This window comes from Alteribacter lacisalsi, assembly GCF_003226345.1.
In the GTDB taxonomy this organism is placed as follows: domain Bacteria; phylum Bacillota; class Bacilli; order Bacillales; family Salisediminibacteriaceae; genus Alteribacter; species Alteribacter lacisalsi.
Genome location: NZ_PDOF01000001.1, coordinates 670,242 through 687,699, shown reverse-complemented (window position 1 = coordinate 687,699; position 17,458 = coordinate 670,242). Strand labels below are relative to the sequence as shown.

Genomic DNA, 17,458 nt, shown 5'->3' with positions numbered 1-17,458 from the left:
CGGTGCCAGCGGAAAGGGAGCGTGGAGAGCGGAAATCAACAAAAAACTTTAACAGAGCATTCTAAACAAATCTCACTCCAGTATAGCAGATTTCCCACTGGTTCTACGGTAAAATAAACATACATCATGATGAAGATAAAAGGAGAATGAACAATGGAACAGAAGCTCATTTCTTTATCGAAAGCCATTTCCTATTTAACGCCTGTAGGACCAACGGACAGGCCGATTCTCATGTCCGTTTCAGGTGACAGACATACATTGATGATCGACGGCGGCAATTCGGAGGCACACGCAAAGCTGTTTCTTGAAAAACTGCACGAAGCAGGGAAGCCGCAGCCCACGCTTGCCGCTGTGACCCACTGGCACTGGGATCACGTTTTCGGACTGTCCGCTCTTTCCGTCCCTGTGATCTCTTCTGTGGACACACGACGGGAGATGGAAAAACTGGCCGTGTACAGCTGGGACGATGCTGCGCTGGACCAGCGGGTGAATGAAGGGATCGAAATCCCGTTCTGCGCAAACGCGATCCGGGAGGAATTTCCCGGGGAACGTGACATGACAATTGTGCTGCCGGATATTACATTCGAGGACGAGCTCACGATTGATCTCGGCGGTCTTACCTGTGTTCTAAAACAGGTTGGCGGCGATCACGCCCCTGACGGAATCGTTGTCTACATCAAAGAGGAACGGGTTCTTTTTCTGGCAGATGCGATCGTCCCTGATCTTTACGCGCCTTCCTGGCGTTTTACTGCCCGCGAAACGCTTTCGCTTCTGGACAAAATTGAAGCGTTTGACGCGCAAACGTATGTGATTTCACACTGGAAAGCCATCACAAGACAGGAATACGTGAAAGAGGCAGACCTTTTAAGGACGCTTGCCTTTCTTGTATCGGAGCACGAGGGTGACCTGGATCATATCCTGAAAGAGCTCGAGGCACACAAAGGGGAACCATTGGAGATGGAAGAAGCTGAGACGGCTGATTACTTTGTGAACGGGTATCGGGATTAAACGGAAAGGTCTGCTGCTCTCCTTCCGAACATTTAGAAAATAATGTTAGGATTGGAAGTAGGTTTTCGGATGGCAGTCCTGCTGAGGCTGGCTGACGGCGGAATTTTTACAGCTGTCTTAATCATTTTTATGCTCTTCAATACATGATTCTTCCGTAAGTGTGGAAGTGTACTACTCACCACGGCTGACGGAATAAGGATAAGGTATCAAGGGAACAGTCAGGGGGAATAATCTGCATGAGTACCAACCTCAAAGGTATTTTGCTTACGGCTGCCGCAATCTTTGTTCTTTCAGTGATTGTGCTTCTGCTTCCGCACCATAGCAATAAGGAGATTCAGAGCATCTCCATGGCCGGTTTTATTGTCGAGGAAAAACACCACCATGTTGAATCTGGGGAATATATTGAGATGTGGATCGTCGGGTCCAACATTCATGAAAAACCGGAGAACCGCGTGGCGTATAAGATTATGATCGAGGAAGCGATGGTTTATAACCTTATTGAAGAGGGCGAAGTGTATATGATTTCTGCAACTACGGTCGGCGACGATGGGGAATTCGGTGATGTGTTCGAGCTTCTGCAGATTGCCAATCAGGAAACGTACCAGCTGAGCGGAAGAGGAAAAATAAAATGAGTATTTCATAAGCTCAGGAAATGATTGACTCAATAAAAGGGTCCCAATTCAAGTGCCTTGGCAGTTAACAGGGATATCAATACTATATAATCAAAAACAGAAGGAACCTCCCCATACCTGAGGGGGAGGTTCCTTTTACTTGTTTTATAGATACTTCTGAATATCTTCTTCCATTTTCTTGGGAGACGTCTGCGGGGAATAGCGTTTGACCACGTTCCCATCACCGTCCACGAGGAATTTCGTGAAATTCCACTTGATTTCCGAACTGAGCAGGCCTTTTTCAGCGTTTTTCAGATGTTTGTAAAGGGGATGGGCCTCTTCCCCATTCACTTTTATTTTTGCAAAAAGCGGGAATGTGACGCCGAAGTTTATCTCGCACGTTTCGGTCATCTCCTCATCGGACACCGGTTCCTGTTTCATGAACTGGTTGCATGGAAAACCGAGGACGGCGAGGCCATCCTCGCCATATGTCTGGTGCAGACGTTCGAGTTCCCTGAACTGCCCGGACAGTCCGCATTTGGTTGCCGTATTCACAATTACCATCGGCTTTCCTTTGTATGCCTCAAGAGAGACTTCCTCCCCATTCGGCTTCTTTACCGTGAAATCATGTACAGTATCTGTCATGTCTACTCCTCCTTCACTAGGATTATTTTAGTAATAATTGAACAGGTTTACGAGACTCAAATACATCGACTTACAATATCTCAGTTTCCAGGATTCTGAGAATGTTATGAGGCCCTGATGACTGGTTTGAAGGGATCACAGCTGTAACTTCTGCAGCGGGATAATAAGCCGACGCAAAACTTACACCGGGATCGTAGCCCATCACGTGATAAATGCCAATTTCACCGTTCCGGTTACCGATCCACATCCCGTATCCGTAATAATCTCCTTCTCCTGTTTCGGTGTGGGGCGACATAAGGGTCCGAGTCATCTTTTTACTAAGAAGTCTTAAGCTGAGGAGGCTGTCCCAGAGCTTTATCATATCTCCTGCGGTTACGAATGCCCCTCCGTCAGGCCCGCCTTTTACGGGCAGGGCATACTGGTTCGTTCTCCAGCTGCCGTTTTCTTCATCGATATAGCCGATGGCTGTGTTTCCTGGCAGGCGATCAAAGGAAAAATAGCCGGAATCGTGCATGCTGCATGGTTTGAATACTTCTTTTTCCACGAACTGATCAAACGACATGCCTGAGTGGGCTTCCACAATCAGACCAAGAAGAATGTAGCCCGCGTTATTGTAATGGAACCGTTCACCAGGGGCAAACATCATCTTCTGATTTTGAAACAATGGGAGGAAATCACGTGGTGTTCGCAGGTGATACATGGGCTGCATTTTCCAGAGATCTTCAAAATCATCCATCATCGCTTCATCAAAGTAATCTGGCACACCGGAAGTATGAGTTAACAGGTGGTGTACCGTGATTGCCGGGTCAAAGTGAGGAAATTCATTTTTCAGACAGTCGGTGAGCCTTGTGCCGAATGACAGATGGCCTTCCTCTACCAGCCGGCAGATAGCGATCGCCGTAAAAAGTTTACATCCTGAGGCAATCCCAAAGCGGGTGTTCATCCGGTTTTTCCTTTTCTCAGGTCTGTCTGCATACCCAAACGCTTGCTCAATCAAAGCGACATCATTGTTTTTCGCATAAATCACGCCTGAAAAGCCGGTTTTCATGCATATGTGCTTTATTTTATTTTTCAGCATACAGTTACTTCACCTTTTTCAAATGAGCTGTGTCGGTTTCGTCAGTTGGCTTTTCTGCGGTATTGGGATTCCCTTTAATTATACAAAACTATTACTGCGGTTGGAATTGATCCAATTTACGCTGTTTTACAAAAGCACATTAGAGGTATAGAAAATGTATTCGTTTTCACCATTTATTCACCAGAAAGAGCACTCCCCGTTCAAGTAATCAATTAGCCAGACAATGCGAAAGGAGAAAAACTATGGGAAGAAGACAAATAATCGGACTCATACTGGGTCCGTCCTTATTCAGTATTCTTTATTTTTTCCCGGCTATTACCGGTCTTGATGATGCCCCGCGGGCTGTTCTCGCCGTCACAGCGTGGGTGGCAACGTGGTGGATTACGGAAGCGATGCCGATTCCGGCTACGTCCCTTATGCCGATCTTTCTGCTGCCGCTGACCGGTGGTGCGGAGGAAGAAACGGCGACGATGGCGTACACGGATCCGATCGTGTTTATGTACTTCGGCGGTTTCACCATTGCGCTTGCGATCGAAAAGTGGAATCTGCATAAACGGATTGCCATGACCATCATTTCCATGGTTGGGACGAACAGTAAGCGGATTATCCTTGGAGTTGCCCTTGCTACAGCGCTTCTATCCATGTGGATTTCAAACGCCGCAACGGCGCTGATGATGCTTCCGATTGCGCTCGCACTCATTGCCGACATTAAGGAAAAGGACTTTTTCGATGACGCGTCGTTTCACAAGTTTGCGAAAGGGCTCCTGCTGACTGTTGCCTACGCCGCCTCAATCGGGGGACTGGCTACCCTCATCGGTTCGGTACCGAACGCCGTGTTTGCCGGTGTATCCGCGCAGATTCTTGATGTGCGCATCACTTTTGCCGACTGGTTTCTGTTCGGTTTTCCTATTACAGTGATTCTTCTCACCGTGCTGTATTTTTATATGACCGGCTGGAAGTTTAAAGTGAAACAGACGGGGAACATATCCGATGACTTTGCGAAAAATCAGATCCGTGAACTCGGACCGATGTCGTTTGAAGAGAAAGCTGTACTTACGATTTTTGCCCTGACCGGCACGCTCTGGATTTCAAGTGGATTTCTGCCAGAGAACATCCGCCTGTCCGACACGACCATCTCCATGGTCGGTGCCACGGCGATGTTTCTTCTTCCGAGCAAAAATGCCAAAGGTGGGCTGATGAAATGGGATGATATGAAAAATCTTCCCTGGGGTCTGCTGCTTCTGTTCGGGGGCGGATTGTCTCTTGCTGCTGCCTTTGAAGAATCAAATCTCACAGACTGGTTCGGGGAACTGCTCCAGGGGCTACAGGTGCTGCCGTTCATTCTCATTCTGATTGTGCTTGCAGCCATCGTCCTGTTTATGACAGAAATTATGTCCAACACTGCCGTTTCCAACATGCTCATTCCGATCAGTATCGGACTGGCTCTCGGTATTGGCGTTGAACCTTATGGGATCATGGCCATCGTGGCGCTTGCTTCCTCGTGTGCGTTCATGCTGCCAATCTCCACACCGCCGAACGCCGCAGTTTTCAGTTCTGATTATCTGACCATTGACGATATGGTCAAAGCCGGATTCTGGATGAACATTATCTCGATTCTCGTGATCGTCATGTTCGTTTACTTCTGGCAGCCGCTCGTCCTGAGCCCGTAATGTTAATTGGGGACGGTTCTCCCGTTGCATTCCAGCTGTTTAGACCAAGGTAAAGCAGGAGGCTTAATGCCTTCTCCCGGATACCCCGTGGTGCTGAAATGTTACGTGAGAACCGTCCCCGTTTTACATTGTCGGTTGGATGATGTCTTTTTTACGGTAAACGTTGAGGATGAGCCCGAGGACAATGGCGTAAAGGAGGAGCATGCTGCCTCCGTAGCTCACCAACGGCAGGGAAACACCGGCAATCGGGAGAATCCCGAGTCCCATCAGAATGTTCCAGACCGCCGGGAGGCTGAACATCACCGCTCCTCCGATCACGAGAAGTCTGCCGAAATGATCCGGGGTTTTAAAGGTATTGCGGCAGATCCGCCACACGAACGCTAGAATCAGCAAGCAGAGAAAAATGCCGAACGACCAGCCAAGGGCATAAACGAGATAAACAAAAGCCAGGTCAGTGTGCGCTTCTGGCAGGCCGTGGCCGGTATCCAGAAGGCCGTTTCCGAACCAGCCCGCTTCAGATAACGCTTGGCGGACCATCATATACATGTACCCGTGACCGTCGGCAGCGGCATTGGGATTTAAAAAACCGCCGATCCGTCCTTCCAGATGACTGAACCGCGCACCGGGCACGGTGACATATGCGCCTGCAGCGACGATCAGGACAGCCAGCGTATTCAATCCCCCCAGAGTCAGGATCGTTTTCCGGCCAGCACCGGAAAACAGAAACATGGCTGTCACGAAGAGCAGATAAATAACGGCAAGTACGATGTAGGGCATCGAAAGGTAGATTACTGCCGGCGCCCACAGCATCGCCGTTAATCCTATCTGCCACTGCCAGCTTTTATAAAGGTCGATGCGATGCAGCATTCCTGCCCAGCCGAGAAGGAAAAACAGCAGTGCCAGCATCCCGCCGTCAATTGTTAATCCTCCAACTGCGAGCCACCGCTGTGCACCGTTCATAGTCACCCCGAAAAGACTTGTTGCAGCAAGAAGAAACAGCCCGGCTCCGTAAAACGAAACACACCATTTCGCCAGCTTCCGGTAATCAAAGAACATTACAGATACAAGGAATATAAGCGCAATTGCGTACCAGATGGCCTGACGCTCAACGAAATAACTTGCCGGCAGGGAAAGATTGGATGCTGCCCCGAATCCCGTAAGGAGCCCGGTACCTGCAAGCATGGCAAACAGGGCGATGAGAATCCAGTCCATCCGAGGTTTGTGGATCCGGTTAAGCCTGTCGCCGACCGTGTAAGGGTTGCCCATCTGTTCAACAGCCAGCTCTTCGGCTTCCTCTCTTGAGCGGCCCCTTGTTTCGTATGACTTCCGGAGTTCTTCCATATGAGTGTGGAGCTCTTTTTTTATCATCGCGTGCGCGCCCCTGGCTTTCACGCGGGACGTCACTTTTTCCAGAAAAGTAATAAAGGTTTCCCTGCTCACAGTGCCGCCTCCTCAATCAGCTTCCGCAGAACCGGTCTGTCAACGGCGCTCTGGTCTGCGCTCGCAGCAAGGTATTTCTTCCCTTTGGCTGTAAGGGCGTAGTATTTCCTGTCGTTTTTCCAGTGTGACCTGAGGATCTCCTTGTTCTCGAGCAGGTGCAGCAGCGTGTAAAGTTCGCCTTCCTTTGTTTCAAAAGTACGGTCCTGTTTCCGGAACAGAATGCTTGAAATCGCGTAGCCGTCTTGAGCCTCGTCTTTTACGGCATTTAACAACGCGGCCAGCGTATCCTCCGGCCAGGAAGCAAGCCCGGAAATCTGCTTTTTTTCCCGGATCGCATCATTAACGCTCTGCCTCCTCTTTTTTGAAAAGCTGAGGTTTTTAAACACCTGATTCGTCATCGCGCTTTTTACATTTTGGATCGGATCCTTCATCATTTTTCCTCCTCGCTGATCATCTCTTTTAACAACTGTCGGGCGCGGGTGAGCCTGGTTTTCAGTGTGTTGGTGTTCACGCCTGTCATCCGGCTTACATCTGCCAGCGGCAGTTCTTCGTAATAATGGAGAAACACCACTTCCCGGTATTTCACAGGCAGTGCCATGACCGCTTCGGACAGCTGCTGTTCATCGTCACGGGCCACCACCGTCTCCTCCACATTCCGGTTTTGGGAGGGAAAATAGGAAAGCACCTTTTCGTTAAGGGACACCTTCCTGTGATGCCAGCTTTTCAGATAATCCCGAAAGTGATTGGCAGCCACACAGTACAGCCAGGTTTTCAGCGATGATCTCCCGTGAAACTGATCGAGCTTCTCGTAGCATTTTATAAAAACGTCCTGCGTCAGATCCTCGGCCGTGGCTTCGTTTTTCACGTATGTATAAGCCATATGCAGGATCCGGTCCCCGTAAACGTCGATCAGGTGATCAACGATATCTTCTTTGTTGTGCTCATCCATAGCACTGCCTTTGGACAAGTCATATTTATATTCCGCTTCGTTCACTCGTTTCTCACCTCACCTTCCTCCTTTTAGACGACGCAGGATACCTGTTGGTTTGGAAAACAGGTAAAAAAACCTTCCCCCGGTTTTGGCAGAAGGTTTTCGTTCTCCGGATTCAGATGATTTTTCGGGATGCTTACTTCCGACATTCCTGATCAGTCATAACCTCCGGAAGTTTCCGGCATTGCCTGGTATTCCGGCCGCGGCTGGAAGATGTCGGTCTCAAGAAAGTCCATAAACGCTTCCCATGCCGCCGTCGCCTTATTTTCACAGGAGGTATTCCAGCTCTTTTCGTACTGCTCGCCTTCCGCCTGAAGAACCAGCTCGTAGCTGTTATGCGGTTCGGAACACCTCGTTCCATCCATCTCATCTGCCACATCAAGCACCCCGGCCGCTTTAATCTCCTCGTAAATCTGAGTCATTTCTTCCTCAGAAAGCAACATGCGTGTTGTTTCCTGACCGTCATCAATCAAGTCCTTCGTAAACGTATCATCAAAGGTATTAAGTTCGTTAGATGCCATCACCCCATACTGAAGAGAAAAGGCAAAATCATCCGGTTTTTCATCCGGCAGTGTGCTGGTTTCGCCTGCACAGGCCCACAGCATTGTGAACGCCCCGAAACATAAAAGCACAGACCATTTAATAAGTTTCTTCCCCTTGTTAAGCAGGGCTGGTTCCCTGGCCGCATTTCTATGTATTCAATCATGCATTAAAGATTTCTGCAGGAAGAGGCAAAAATGTAAAGTGGGAACCGTCCCCGTTTCACTTATCTTGTGCCTGCTTCCATCAGCCATTTTCGCAGTTTTTCTCTTGGAAAATATGCGCGATGGTTGATAATAATATGCGGAATCTCGGGATGGTCTTTTATAAGGGCACTGGCGTCTTCTTTTGAGAGACCAGTAAAATAGGGAAGTTCGGATTCCTTGATGAGCTTGTGCTGTTCCATTCCATCCTCTTCCATGAAATTTATGGGATTCGCACTTTTGGCATTCGGATTTTTAAAATTCTTCATGCCGTCACCAATAAAATAAGCGGCGACAGCGATTCCTGCTGCCAGCCAGAAAGTAGAAAGCTGTACAACTTCCATCATTCGATTCCTCCTCGTTTGTTATTTTTTTCAAATTATCACCTAAACAGTCCTAAAAAGTCGGTAGTAAACAGCACGGCAAGGATCAGAACCCCAAACGCCAGATTGCCTGCCGTCAGGATCCACCTTTTTCGCTCTTCCCCGTACCGCCACTCCATGAATGCCCTCAGCATTTCGAGACTGCCGATAACCACAAACAGCAGATAATGAACAGCAATCCACCCCGAATCTCTCATGGGGGATACAGCGGCATCAATAAACCACCAGATTAACAGACCTCCAACAAGTATCCATCTGACGATCCCGTCCACTTTCTTATGAAGGTCGTTCACATGGTTATCGGAAAAGAAAGGAAACTTCTCAAGTCCGAGAACGCGGCGGAGGCTTTCATGAAACATGTACATTATGAACCCAATCCCTGTAATTAGCAGAATCAGAGTAAGCCAGAAATGCTCCGGCACCCGGTAAGAATAGATAAGGACCCCTCCCGTTTGCAAAGTGGGGACGGTTCCTGCATGGCATTTTTATGTATCGACCATTACGGTTCAGCCTTGATTTGCTGCCCAATGCGGCAGAAATGCGGAGCGGAAACCGTCCTTGACATACTTAAAGACTACCATAAAAAAGGAAAAATAAAACCAGCTGCGATTTTCATCCTGTAATTTCAACCAAAATGCAAAGTGAGAACCGTCCCCAATTAACAAAAAGCCGGATGCGTGGGCATCCGGCTTTCTGATTAAGGGCTATTGTAACGAACGGCTGAACATGCGGTCGATTTCTTCGTTAATAAGTTTTACCTGATCCGGGGTGAATGCGCCCTGGCCAATGACACTCAGCTGATACGCTCCTGGATTTGACTGCACTTTCCTGGCGAAACCGGCTAGGGAACGGGTAACGGGGTCACTAACATGAAAAAATACGCCTTCCTCTTCAATTGCGTTAATTTTCACGAACATGAAGATTCACCCTTTCGCATTCTATTTACCGTTTATATTCCCTAAAATCCGACTTTTTAAAGCAGGAACAGAATTATTTTTTTAATTTTTGCAAAATAAATCCGAACTTCCCATAGGAAATCCGGACTCTATTAAGATATCTATCCGCAAATCTGATCTGAGGCAGCAGTACAGCCGACGCTGCTGATTGCGCCGCAAACAATGGCAAGGCTTACCCCGCCAATGCCTGTTGTGATGCCAAGGGCTGCCGCCGCTGCGTAACAGCCGGCTCCACCGCCTGCGCCGCAAAGGGCAGCAAGTGCATACTCACAAAATGAATTGGAACCCATCTCTTCCGGATCCAGCTCATCTAGAATACTTTTAATCTTAAGTTCAGAGGAAGCAATGAAATCTTCCTCAAGGATTTCCAACCCATCAATGTCCGACATTTTCCCATCCACGTCCACATTCACATCGTAGACCTCCACACCCGTACCGTTCACATTGTATAGCATTTTCAGGTTGATATAGTCATCATCCAGCTCCATCGCATAGAGTCCGTGATCCGAAACGACCCGCTGTTCATCCAAATGATAAGTAAACTGCGCATACACCAGGTTGTCACTCATAGACGCCTTATGTGCATCAAGCATAAACTCCACGTACGCATAAGTCCCGTTTTCCCCTTCAACAGTATTAATGATAATATCCCGGTTCGGGACCGCATTGATCATGGACATATCCTTATATGCTTTGTAGGCATCCGTATGTTTCAGGCCGTTGCGGATCTGGTTAAATTCCTTGTTGGACACATTGGAGGAAAACTCTGTTCTTAACTCAGGAGGCTCGGAATCCTGGGCCATGATCCCCGTTCCCGCACTCATATTTGCAAAAAAGAAAACAACAGCGAGAGACAGCAGCATCAGCGGTTTCATCAGCTTCTTTTCCATATAATCAGTCTCCTTATTTCTTTTTTCTTAACAGCATGAGTGTCACAGTGACGGCATAGGCAATTAGGAACGTCATGATGAGAATATTCCAATCCATAAGCCTCCCTCCCTTTCCAATTCTTAGGCTCCCCTTACTGATATACCCAGGAACAAAGTCCGAAAACAGGATTTTCCAATTATACAACCAACGGCAGGATGCAATCATTTTCTGCGGTTCCATAGACCTGCATCAACCTGCCCCTTTGCTCAGCAAGTCCCGGACTTTCGACAAAGTGGGGACAAAGTGGGGACGGTTCCCGCGTTGCATTTTGAAATCAGACCGTCTGAAATCAACGAGCACTGTATTCTGAAAAACCACAAACACAAAAATGCAAAGCGGGAACCGTCCCCACTTTGCAAACCCCTGTCTTACGTTATGCTTTTTCTTCAGCCATCTTTTTCAATGCTTTTGCACGGCTTACGATAAACCGTTTCATGTACGTTTCCAGAAACACCCGGTCTGCCAGCCGGCCCAAAACACCGAACGGCGACCGATAGTCAAAGGTATCAGTCATGATGGTTCCGTTTCCTTTGCGCCTGAACTCGTGAGTATGGGTAAACGAGGCAAACGCTCCTTTGATCATCACGTCGGTAAAGCTGTGCGGCCTGTCCATCTGGACGATTTCTGCGGTCAGCCGCTGCCTGATTTTAAAGTGGGTCGCTTCCCACGTAACAGCATCACCTTTTTCCAAAAGGCCTGTAATCACCCCGCCTACAGCCTTTTCACCGGTCTCCGATGTGGTCCGGGTATGAACATCCACATCCCGCGCCAGATCAAAGCAGACTTCCGGTGGTGCCTGAATGAAAATCTCATGATGGATGACCGGCATCGGCAATACCTCCTGATGTGCGATACCATTTCGGGATTTCACGGGTAAAACTGTCGTGGTCGTCCATCACCTCCAGAGCATAACCGTACACCTGATCGTAAACATCAGGTCCTTCCTTCTTTGCCCAAACAAGGGAGGAGACGACGTGCACGGCACTGTAGTAGGCGTACAGACGCCAGAACTTCTCATCACTGCTGACGTGTTCCCTGTACCCGTCAATCGCTCCTCTGGAAAAAGGCACACTCACCTGTTTGGAAAAAAAGCCGAGCTTCTGAAGATCATGGAGCGGATCGCCCCAGTCCATCCTCTGAAAATCGATCAGACCGGCAAACCGTCCGTCTTTAAAGATCAGGTTTGAAGGAAGAAAATCATCGTGCTGAAACCGGTTAGGACGATCCTTCATCAGGTGCTCGTGCTCACATAAATAGGTACTCAGCGTTTGGGCCATGGCCGGTTCAATGTCCAGCTCTCTCAGACCTTCTATATAGCGGCTGTTTTTCTGCTTTTTAACCTCATACCACGGCTCCGTTTCTTGCGGTGCCGGCAGCTGATGAAGCTTCGCCAGTTCCTTGGAGGCTTCTACGCCGGCCAGGTACTGATCTTTTTCCAGCATCTTTGGAAGTGCTGCTTCCCCGTCTTCCCCCGCCACGAAACCGAGTACCATAAAGGACAGGCCTTCATCCTGCAAAACGTCATACCTGACGGCTTCCGGAATTCGGTCTGACAGCGTCGAGAGCCTTCGAATCGTATCAAACTCTGTTTTCCGACGCTCGTCCTCCCTGCTTGAGAAAACGCGAAGAAGCCACTCTTCGTCAATCACATACTTCTGATCATCCGAAAATCCTTTATGAAGCCTCCTTACCGATTTTGCATCTTTCAGGATACTGATTTTTTCCCTTATTTGACTTTCCATTCCATTTCCTCCGTTACGTTACTCTCCCGTGACCGTGTCCCCTCTGACGGGATCCAGGCCGTTTTCAAATGCGATCGGCAGGGACGTTGCCGTTTCCCAGTTCGGGCTGTCAGCCACATGGAAGTGAATGTGAGGCTCGGTCGTATTGCCTGAATTCCCTGTGAGACCGATCAGATCACCGGTTTCGACGTGCTCGCCTTCCGCCACAGTGATGCTATCCTGTTTGAAATGAGCAAGCACACTGTATTCCCCGTGCTCGTGTTCAATCATCACATAATTACCAAGAAGGTTTTCCGGATCCTTTTCCACTCCCGGCGTCTGATCCGGCAGATCGTTTTCAACGCGAATGACTTCTCCTTCAAGGGGCGCTTTTACCTCCAAACCGAAAGCAAAATAACTGTCATTTTCCTCTGGATCTCCTTCAAAGGAAGCGCCATCATTCATGACGATCAGATCAAGTGCATAGCGCTGGTTCTCAAAGGCGTAGTGGTAGTTTACCAGTTCATTGGTTCCGCCCCAGAGCACAAACCATTCATCCTCACCTATCGGTAGCGCGTATGTATTTTCGGTCCAGTTTTCGTCTGCGTCCGGATGAAATGTAACCGGGGTAAAGACCATCCCTTCGATCGTCAGATCCTCACTGAAATGAGCCGTCATTCCTCTGTCCCGTGTATCACTGATCCAGATATGTTCTGCCGATTCCCCGAAGTCTGTTTCTGTATAATGTTCAAACGATTCTATGCCCCGTATAAAGTTATCCGTAAGGTTGTCCAGCTCATCCTCGGAGATCTGTTCCTGGAAATTGCTGCTCATCTGACTGTAGATCCGGTCGGTTTCCCCTGCCAGCACGGTGTCTGGAAACGTATCCGGTGTAACCGCCCCGCTGGTATCTGTCTGCTGCTCGTGATCCCCGCAGGCCGCCAGAAAAATCAATGTTCCTGCAGTCATCGCCCCTGCTCTTTTCATCATTGCCCTCCCCTTCTTTATGCTTTATTACGAAAAAACACGGCGAAAGGTTTCACCCGGGCTTTTACGTCAAGTTACGGGAAAAGAATAAACACGGTACGTGAAATCTTTGTAAAACCCTGCACCTTCGGCTGTTTTAACAGACGGGGTATTGGTTGTTGTACAGTCCCAGTAAGGTTCGAGTCCTTTGTTAAAACATTCCCCGGCAAACAGATATGTAACCTGCTTTCCGATCCCTTTTCTTCTGTGGTCCTCCCTGGTTGCGAGACTGGCAGAATGTATGCGGCCGGCGAAGAAGTTTGTGAGGCACGCACTGACGACCTCTCCCGCATACACGGCACAAAAGCCTGTGCCCGACGCAGCAAAATCCAATTCGGATGCCCAGGAGTCGTGGATCATGTCCAGTAAAAACGAGGTGTTTAACTGGGGATCAGCGAGAGCCTGAGCCGCACTGATAAAATGGTAATCGTCGATTGATGTTTCATAATCCGGCTGGATCAGATCCGTGTCATTCAGACGGTACACCTGCTGTTCCCACACTGAAAGCTTCCGGTTTTGGAACAGCCTCTGTAACACTTCCTCCCAATCTTTCCCGGCAGGAACAGCTTCAAACCAGGTCATCCCTTCCTCTGCCAGCATTTTTTTTAGAGGGCCGGCAATAAACGGAACGAGTTCCTTCAGGAAAATGTCGTTGCGGGGATCGCCGATGAAGATCATGCCGTCGTTATTTCCGATCCAAATTAGCGCGGCAGCCGGCTTTCGTGAATGGTCGACAAAAATACGGCCGGGATTGTTTTCCTCCACGACCGCCCGGGCTTCCAGGTGAACCTTCTCATCAATAAGCGGCCTGCATAAGTGAAAGTCGGCCCTGTTCAGTTCCGTAATCATTAGAAAGCTCCCCTTTTCCGCCCTTTATATGAGCTCATGCTTAAACACATAACTTGCCCGTTCGTAGTTCAATTTTTTTTCGTAAAAGCGGTGGGCTTCCGTACGCTGCAGTCCTGATGACAGGGCCATACGCTCATAGCCCTCGTCCTTCGCCCACTGGTGAACCGCTTTCAAAAGCGCTTCACCAAAGCCTTTTGAACGGATCGCCGGGTCGGTGACAAGATCACACACCCAGACAAAACGTCCGTAGTAGAGCGTAATCATCGGCTTGAAGCCGGCAACGACCGCGATTTTCCCGTCGTGATCAAGCACCATCATCCGGTAGCCGTCCAATTCACGGGCTTCTTTTACGAGTTTCATATAGTCGTCTTCACTCAGATTAGTCCGCAGGTGACGCATAACCTGGTATGCCTGGCGAATCTCACTTTCTGTCTGTAATTCACGGATCATCCGAAACACACCTTCCCTTCTTCTTCCATTTTAACAAATGGTGCAGTTTCTCTGTGCTTTAATTTTCTCGTTCCAGTCTTTAAATCTGTCATTGTGGGAGGACACCATCCCGTATTTCATGGCATCGGGCTCGATGTACTGCTTCGCCTGGTTGACCGCATTTGCTGCATCGTGAAAGGCGCCTGCAATCAGATTGAGTTTGCCATCATGCCGGAGTAAATCACCTGCTGCAAATAGACCCGGGATCCCGGTTGTCCCGTCTGATCCCCCCAGGATCACACCGTCATCAGACACGCCGATTTCTTCCTTCTTTTGCTGAAGAAGCTCCATGTCCCGTTCGTATCCGTGGCTCACAACCACCTCATCGACCTCCAGTTCAAACGGCTCTGTCACACAGTCACGCTCAAGAACAACCAGGGCGATCTTCCTACCATCGCTTCCGGCTTTAAGCTCCGTGATCCGTGTACAAGGGAACGACTGCACCGGTCCTCTTTTCAGGCGGGCCACCTCCGCCTCGTGGCCGGTTGGTTCCTCTTTTCGATACACGTGAAAGATTTCGCCTGCAATTGGTGAAAGTTCATTTGCCCAGTCCACCGCTGCATTTCCTCCGCCTGAAACAAGCACTTTTTTTCCTTTAAAACGATCAAGGGCCTGAATGGTGTAATGAAGATTCGTAAGTTCAAACCGGTCGGCTCCGGTTACATTCAGCTTCTGCGGCGTGATGATCCCGCCTCCGGCTGCCATGATCACAGACTTTGAATAGTGCGTGTCTTTATCTGTATAAATGACAAACGAGCCGTCATCGAGTCTATCAAAAGAAGTCACTTTCGTATCTAAGTGGACGGCCGGATCAAAGCGCAGTCCCTGTTCGATCAGCTGTTTCCGAAACTCGTCCCCGGTCGTCGGCGGCATCCCGCCCACGTCCCAGATGACTTTTTCAGGATACAGCCTCACTTTTCCCCCCAGCTCCGGCTGCACATCAATGATTTTCACTTTCATTTCCCTTAGTCCGCTGTAAAAAGCCGAATACAGCCCAGCCGGTCCTCCGCCGATAATGGTTACATCATAAACATCCTTCATGACCCCGTCTCCTTTTATGTAAAGTTATAAAATAAATCGTTGACAAAACAAACTGAAAGTCCTTATGATTATCATTGTAATTGATAGTGAGAATCGTTATCAACTAAAATTTTCAGGAAGGTGACAAACATGTTTCGACTTCAGGCCACAGACCTCTCTGCCGGCTATACGGAAACGCCGATTATCAATCACCTGGATCTCTGCATCCCGGATAAAAAGGTAACCGCCATTATCGGTTCCAACGGCTGCGGCAAATCAACGCTTCTGAAAACACTCACCCGCATCCTCCCTCATTCAGACGGCTCCATTCTGCTGGACGGGGAACACATAGCAAAAAAGAATACGAAAGCACTGGCGAAGGATATGGCAATCCTCCCCCAGTCGCCGGAAACGACAGGAGGCCTTACGGTCGGTGAACTTGTTTCCTACGGCCGGTTCCCCCACCAGCGGGGCTTCGGCAGGCTGACGGCAAAAGATAAAATGATCATCGACCGCGCCATGGAGCAGACCGGCACGCTTGATTTTAAATACCGCCCGGTGGATGCGCTCTCCGGCGGGCAGCGCCAGCGTGTCTGGATCGCCATGGCCCTTGCCCAGGAAACGGATATGATTTTTCTCGATGAACCGACGACGTACCTCGATCTGGCCCATCAGCTGGAAGTACTGGAACTGCTTCAGCATTTAAACGAAACGGAAGAGCGAACGATCGTCATGGTTCTTCACGACCTGAACCACGCTGCCCGCTTTGCCGACCATATCGTCGCCATGAAAAACGGCGGGATCGTCAAATCCGGCACACCGGATGACGTGATTGAGCATGAGGTACTGAAGACCGTCTTTCAGATTGACGCTGTCATCGCCCGCGACCCGCGGACACATAAACCGATGTGCATGACCTACCACTTACTTAAAGGAGAGATCACCAATGAAGAAAACATTACTCATATCCGCCCTGTCGCTGGCCGCGCTTAGTGCCTGCGGCGGCGAAGAAACAGGAAGCCAAGCAGCCGGCGAGTCCGGCAGCGGGGACACCATCACCTACGAATCCGAAAACGGTCCTGTCGAGGTCCCAGCTGATCCCGAGCGCGTCGTCGTACTTGCCGGATCCTACACTGGAAACGTGATGGCGCTTGACGTAGATCTCGTCGGTGTGGATCCCTGGTCCGTGGAAAACCCGAACTTCCAGGAAGAACTTGAAGGTGTCGAAGTCGTCAGCGACGAAAGCCTGGAAAAACTGATCGAACTCGATCCGGATCTGATCATTGGCTCCACCGATATGAACAATATTGACCGGCTCGAGGAAATTGCCCCCCTCGTGACGTACACATACGATAATGTGGACTACTTAACCCAGCACATTGAAATCGGGAAGCTTCTGAACAAGGAAGACGAAGCCCGGGAATGGGTGGAGGACTTTAAAGTCCGGGCCTCCGACCTTGGTGATCGTGTGAAAGAGGAAATCGGAGATGACGCAACTGTCTCTGTGTTCGAAAACTTCGACAAACAGCTTTATATTTTCGGAGACAACTGGGGACGGGGTACCGAGATTCTCTATCAGGAGATGGAGCTCGGCATGCCTGAAAAAGTAGAAGAAATGGCGCTTGAAGACGGCTATTATGCCCTTTCAGCCGAGGTTCTGCCTGAGTTTGCCGGTGACTACATGATTTTCAGTAAAGTCACTGACACCGACAACTCCTTTACAGAAACCGAAACCTATCAGAACATTCCTGCCGTCAAAAACGGCAATGTCTTTGAAGCAGAGGCGATGAAATTCTACTTCAACGATCCGCTGACGCTTGACTACCAGCTTGAATTCTTTGAGGAGCATTTCCTCGGTACCGAATCCTAACCTACTCTTTCACGAAATGAAGCGATAA

General features: G+C 49.2%; 21 protein-coding genes. 5 read left to right on the top strand and 16 right to left on the bottom strand.

The window, feature by feature from the left end; translation table 11 throughout:
• Positions 1-153: 153 nt before the first annotated feature.
• Together CR205_RS03320 and CR205_RS03315 are read left to right on the top strand one after the other, a co-directional pair.
• Positions 154-1,008: an MBL fold metallo-hydrolase gene (locus CR205_RS03320; protein WP_110516912.1), complete on the top strand. Its 855-nt coding sequence runs from the start codon at positions 154-156 to the stop codon at positions 1,006-1,008.
• Between the two features lie 236 nt (positions 1,009-1,244).
• Positions 1,245-1,640 (top strand): hypothetical protein, encoded by a 396-nt coding sequence (locus tag CR205_RS03315; protein WP_110516910.1) that lies wholly within the window; start codon positions 1,245-1,247, stop codon positions 1,638-1,640.
• Between the two features lie 144 nt (positions 1,641-1,784).
• On the opposite strand, the gene CR205_RS03310 is transcribed toward CR205_RS03315, so the two are convergent.
• Both CR205_RS03310 and CR205_RS03305 read right to left on the bottom strand, forming a co-directional pair.
• Positions 1,785-2,264: a glutathione peroxidase gene (locus CR205_RS03310; protein ID WP_110516908.1), complete on the bottom strand. Its 480-nt coding sequence runs from the start codon at positions 2,262-2,264 to the stop codon at positions 1,785-1,787.
• Between the two features lie 70 nt (positions 2,265-2,334).
• Positions 2,335-3,342 carry a serine hydrolase domain-containing protein gene (locus tag CR205_RS03305; RefSeq protein ID WP_110516906.1) on the bottom strand — a complete coding sequence of 336 codons (1,008 nt, stop codon included), beginning with the start codon at positions 3,340-3,342 and terminating at the stop codon, positions 2,335-2,337.
• Between the two features lie 242 nt (positions 3,343-3,584).
• On the opposite strand from CR205_RS03305, the gene CR205_RS03300 reads away from it, so the two are divergent.
• A complete protein-coding gene (locus CR205_RS03300; protein WP_110516904.1) occupies positions 3,585-5,012 on the top strand; it encodes an SLC13 family permease in 1,428 nt (475 codons plus the stop codon).
• Between the two features lie 123 nt (positions 5,013-5,135).
• On the opposite strand, the gene CR205_RS03295 is transcribed toward CR205_RS03300, so the two are convergent.
• The 14 genes from CR205_RS03295 to CR205_RS03225 form a co-directional block, all read right to left on the bottom strand.
• A complete protein-coding gene (locus CR205_RS03295) occupies positions 5,136-6,452 on the bottom strand; it encodes an FtsW/RodA/SpoVE family cell cycle protein (RefSeq protein WP_110516902.1) in 1,317 nt (438 codons plus the stop codon).
• Positions 6,449-6,883, bottom strand: a complete 435-nt coding sequence (locus tag CR205_RS03290; protein WP_161524652.1) for a PadR family transcriptional regulator — start codon at positions 6,881-6,883, stop codon at positions 6,449-6,451. Before CR205_RS03290 ends, CR205_RS03295 begins: the two co-directional genes overlap by 4 nt.
• Positions 6,883-7,446, bottom strand: coding sequence for a sigma-70 family RNA polymerase sigma factor (locus CR205_RS03285; protein ID WP_236634692.1), 564 nt, complete (start codon positions 7,444-7,446; stop codon positions 6,883-6,885). Before CR205_RS03285 ends, CR205_RS03290 begins: the two co-directional genes overlap by 1 nt.
• 152 nt (positions 7,447-7,598) lie before the next feature.
• A complete protein-coding gene (locus CR205_RS03280) occupies positions 7,599-8,048 on the bottom strand; it encodes a hypothetical protein (protein ID WP_110516898.1) in 450 nt (149 codons plus the stop codon).
• A gap of 161 nt (positions 8,049-8,209) precedes the next feature.
• A complete protein-coding gene (locus CR205_RS03275; protein ID WP_236634691.1) occupies positions 8,210-8,533 on the bottom strand; it encodes a DNA-binding protein in 324 nt (107 codons plus the stop codon).
• Positions 8,534-8,568: 35 nt separating this feature from the next.
• Positions 8,569-8,934, bottom strand: a complete 366-nt coding sequence (locus CR205_RS03270) for a DUF4181 domain-containing protein (protein ID WP_142669852.1) — start codon at positions 8,932-8,934, stop codon at positions 8,569-8,571.
• 339 nt (positions 8,935-9,273) lie between these two features.
• On the bottom strand, positions 9,274-9,486 hold the full coding sequence (locus CR205_RS03265) for a hypothetical protein (protein ID WP_110516894.1): 213 nt from the start codon (positions 9,484-9,486) through the stop codon (positions 9,274-9,276).
• Positions 9,487-9,626: 140 nt separating this feature from the next.
• On the bottom strand, positions 9,627-10,415 hold the full coding sequence (locus tag CR205_RS03260) for a halocin C8 precursor-like protein (RefSeq protein WP_110516892.1): 789 nt from the start codon (positions 10,413-10,415) through the stop codon (positions 9,627-9,629).
• A 413-nt stretch (positions 10,416-10,828) separates the two neighbouring features.
• Positions 10,829-11,284 carry an SRPBCC family protein gene (locus CR205_RS03250; protein WP_110516888.1) on the bottom strand — a complete coding sequence of 152 codons (456 nt, stop codon included), beginning with the start codon at positions 11,282-11,284 and terminating at the stop codon, positions 10,829-10,831.
• Entirely contained in the window at positions 11,265-12,197 is a 933-nt protein-coding gene (locus CR205_RS03245) for a phosphotransferase family protein (RefSeq protein WP_110516885.1), read from the bottom strand. The genes CR205_RS03250 and CR205_RS03245 overlap by 20 nt, the downstream gene beginning before the upstream one ends.
• A gap of 18 nt (positions 12,198-12,215) precedes the next feature.
• Positions 12,216-13,166 (bottom strand): M23 family metallopeptidase, encoded by a 951-nt coding sequence (locus CR205_RS03240; protein WP_110516883.1) that lies wholly within the window; start codon positions 13,164-13,166, stop codon positions 12,216-12,218.
• Between the two features lie 66 nt (positions 13,167-13,232).
• A complete protein-coding gene (locus tag CR205_RS03235; protein WP_110516881.1) occupies positions 13,233-14,051 on the bottom strand; it encodes a GNAT family N-acetyltransferase in 819 nt (272 codons plus the stop codon).
• A gap of 24 nt (positions 14,052-14,075) precedes the next feature.
• Positions 14,076-14,501, bottom strand: a complete 426-nt coding sequence (locus CR205_RS03230; RefSeq protein WP_110516879.1) for a GNAT family N-acetyltransferase — start codon at positions 14,499-14,501, stop codon at positions 14,076-14,078.
• A 30-nt stretch (positions 14,502-14,531) separates the two neighbouring features.
• Positions 14,532-15,581 (bottom strand): NAD(P)/FAD-dependent oxidoreductase, encoded by a 1,050-nt coding sequence (locus CR205_RS03225; protein ID WP_110516877.1) that lies wholly within the window; start codon positions 15,579-15,581, stop codon positions 14,532-14,534.
• Between the two features lie 129 nt (positions 15,582-15,710).
• On the opposite strand from CR205_RS03225, the gene CR205_RS03220 reads away from it, so the two are divergent.
• Both CR205_RS03220 and CR205_RS03215 read left to right on the top strand, forming a co-directional pair.
• On the top strand, positions 15,711-16,553 hold the full coding sequence (locus CR205_RS03220) for an ABC transporter ATP-binding protein (RefSeq protein ID WP_110516875.1): 843 nt from the start codon (positions 15,711-15,713) through the stop codon (positions 16,551-16,553).
• Positions 16,507-17,430 carry an iron-hydroxamate ABC transporter substrate-binding protein gene (locus CR205_RS03215; protein WP_110516873.1) on the top strand — a complete coding sequence of 308 codons (924 nt, stop codon included), beginning with the start codon at positions 16,507-16,509 and terminating at the stop codon, positions 17,428-17,430. Before CR205_RS03220 ends, CR205_RS03215 begins: the two co-directional genes overlap by 47 nt.
• Positions 17,431-17,458: the final 28 nt, after the last annotated feature.

Bases quoted from the DNA above. Each gene is read 5' to 3' on its own strand.
- CR205_RS03320 (WP_110516912.1), top strand. From the start codon at position 154: ATGGAACAGAAGCTCATTTCTTTATCGAAAGCCATTTCCTATTTAACG.
- CR205_RS03315 (WP_110516910.1), top strand. From the start codon at position 1,245: ATGAGTACCAACCTCAAAGGTATTTTGCTTACGGCTGCCGCAATCTTT.
- CR205_RS03310 (WP_110516908.1), bottom strand. From the start codon at position 2,264: ATGACAGATACTGTACATGATTTCACGGTAAAGAAGCCGAATGGGGAG.
- CR205_RS03305 (WP_110516906.1), bottom strand. From the start codon at position 3,342: ATGCTGAAAAATAAAATAAAGCACATATGCATGAAAACCGGCTTTTCA.
- CR205_RS03300 (WP_110516904.1), top strand. From the start codon at position 3,585: ATGGGAAGAAGACAAATAATCGGACTCATACTGGGTCCGTCCTTATTC.
- CR205_RS03290 (WP_161524652.1), bottom strand. From the start codon at position 6,883: ATGAAGGATCCGATCCAAAATGTAAAAAGCGCGATGACGAATCAGGTG.
- CR205_RS03280 (WP_110516898.1), bottom strand. From the start codon at position 8,048: ATGCTGTGGGCCTGTGCAGGCGAAACCAGCACACTGCCGGATGAAAAA.
- CR205_RS03275 (WP_236634691.1), bottom strand. From the start codon at position 8,533: ATGATGGAAGTTGTACAGCTTTCTACTTTCTGGCTGGCAGCAGGAATC.
- CR205_RS03270 (WP_142669852.1), bottom strand. From the start codon at position 8,934: ATGTACATGTTTCATGAAAGCCTCCGCCGCGTTCTCGGACTTGAGAAG.
- CR205_RS03265 (WP_110516894.1), bottom strand. From the start codon at position 9,486: ATGTTCGTGAAAATTAACGCAATTGAAGAGGAAGGCGTATTTTTTCAT.
- CR205_RS03260 (WP_110516892.1), bottom strand. From the start codon at position 10,415: ATGGAAAAGAAGCTGATGAAACCGCTGATGCTGCTGTCTCTCGCTGTT.
- CR205_RS03250 (WP_110516888.1), bottom strand. From the start codon at position 11,284: ATGCCGGTCATCCATCATGAGATTTTCATTCAGGCACCACCGGAAGTC.
- CR205_RS03245 (WP_110516885.1), bottom strand. From the start codon at position 12,197: ATGGAAAGTCAAATAAGGGAAAAAATCAGTATCCTGAAAGATGCAAAA.
- CR205_RS03240 (WP_110516883.1), bottom strand. From the start codon at position 13,166: ATGATGAAAAGAGCAGGGGCGATGACTGCAGGAACATTGATTTTTCTG.
- CR205_RS03235 (WP_110516881.1), bottom strand. From the start codon at position 14,051: ATGATTACGGAACTGAACAGGGCCGACTTTCACTTATGCAGGCCGCTT.
- CR205_RS03230 (WP_110516879.1), bottom strand. From the start codon at position 14,501: ATGATCCGTGAATTACAGACAGAAAGTGAGATTCGCCAGGCATACCAG.
- CR205_RS03225 (WP_110516877.1), bottom strand. From the start codon at position 15,581: ATGAAGGATGTTTATGATGTAACCATTATCGGCGGAGGACCGGCTGGG.
- CR205_RS03220 (WP_110516875.1), top strand. From the start codon at position 15,711: ATGTTTCGACTTCAGGCCACAGACCTCTCTGCCGGCTATACGGAAACG.
- CR205_RS03215 (WP_110516873.1), top strand. From the start codon at position 16,507: ATGAAGAAAACATTACTCATATCCGCCCTGTCGCTGGCCGCGCTTAGT.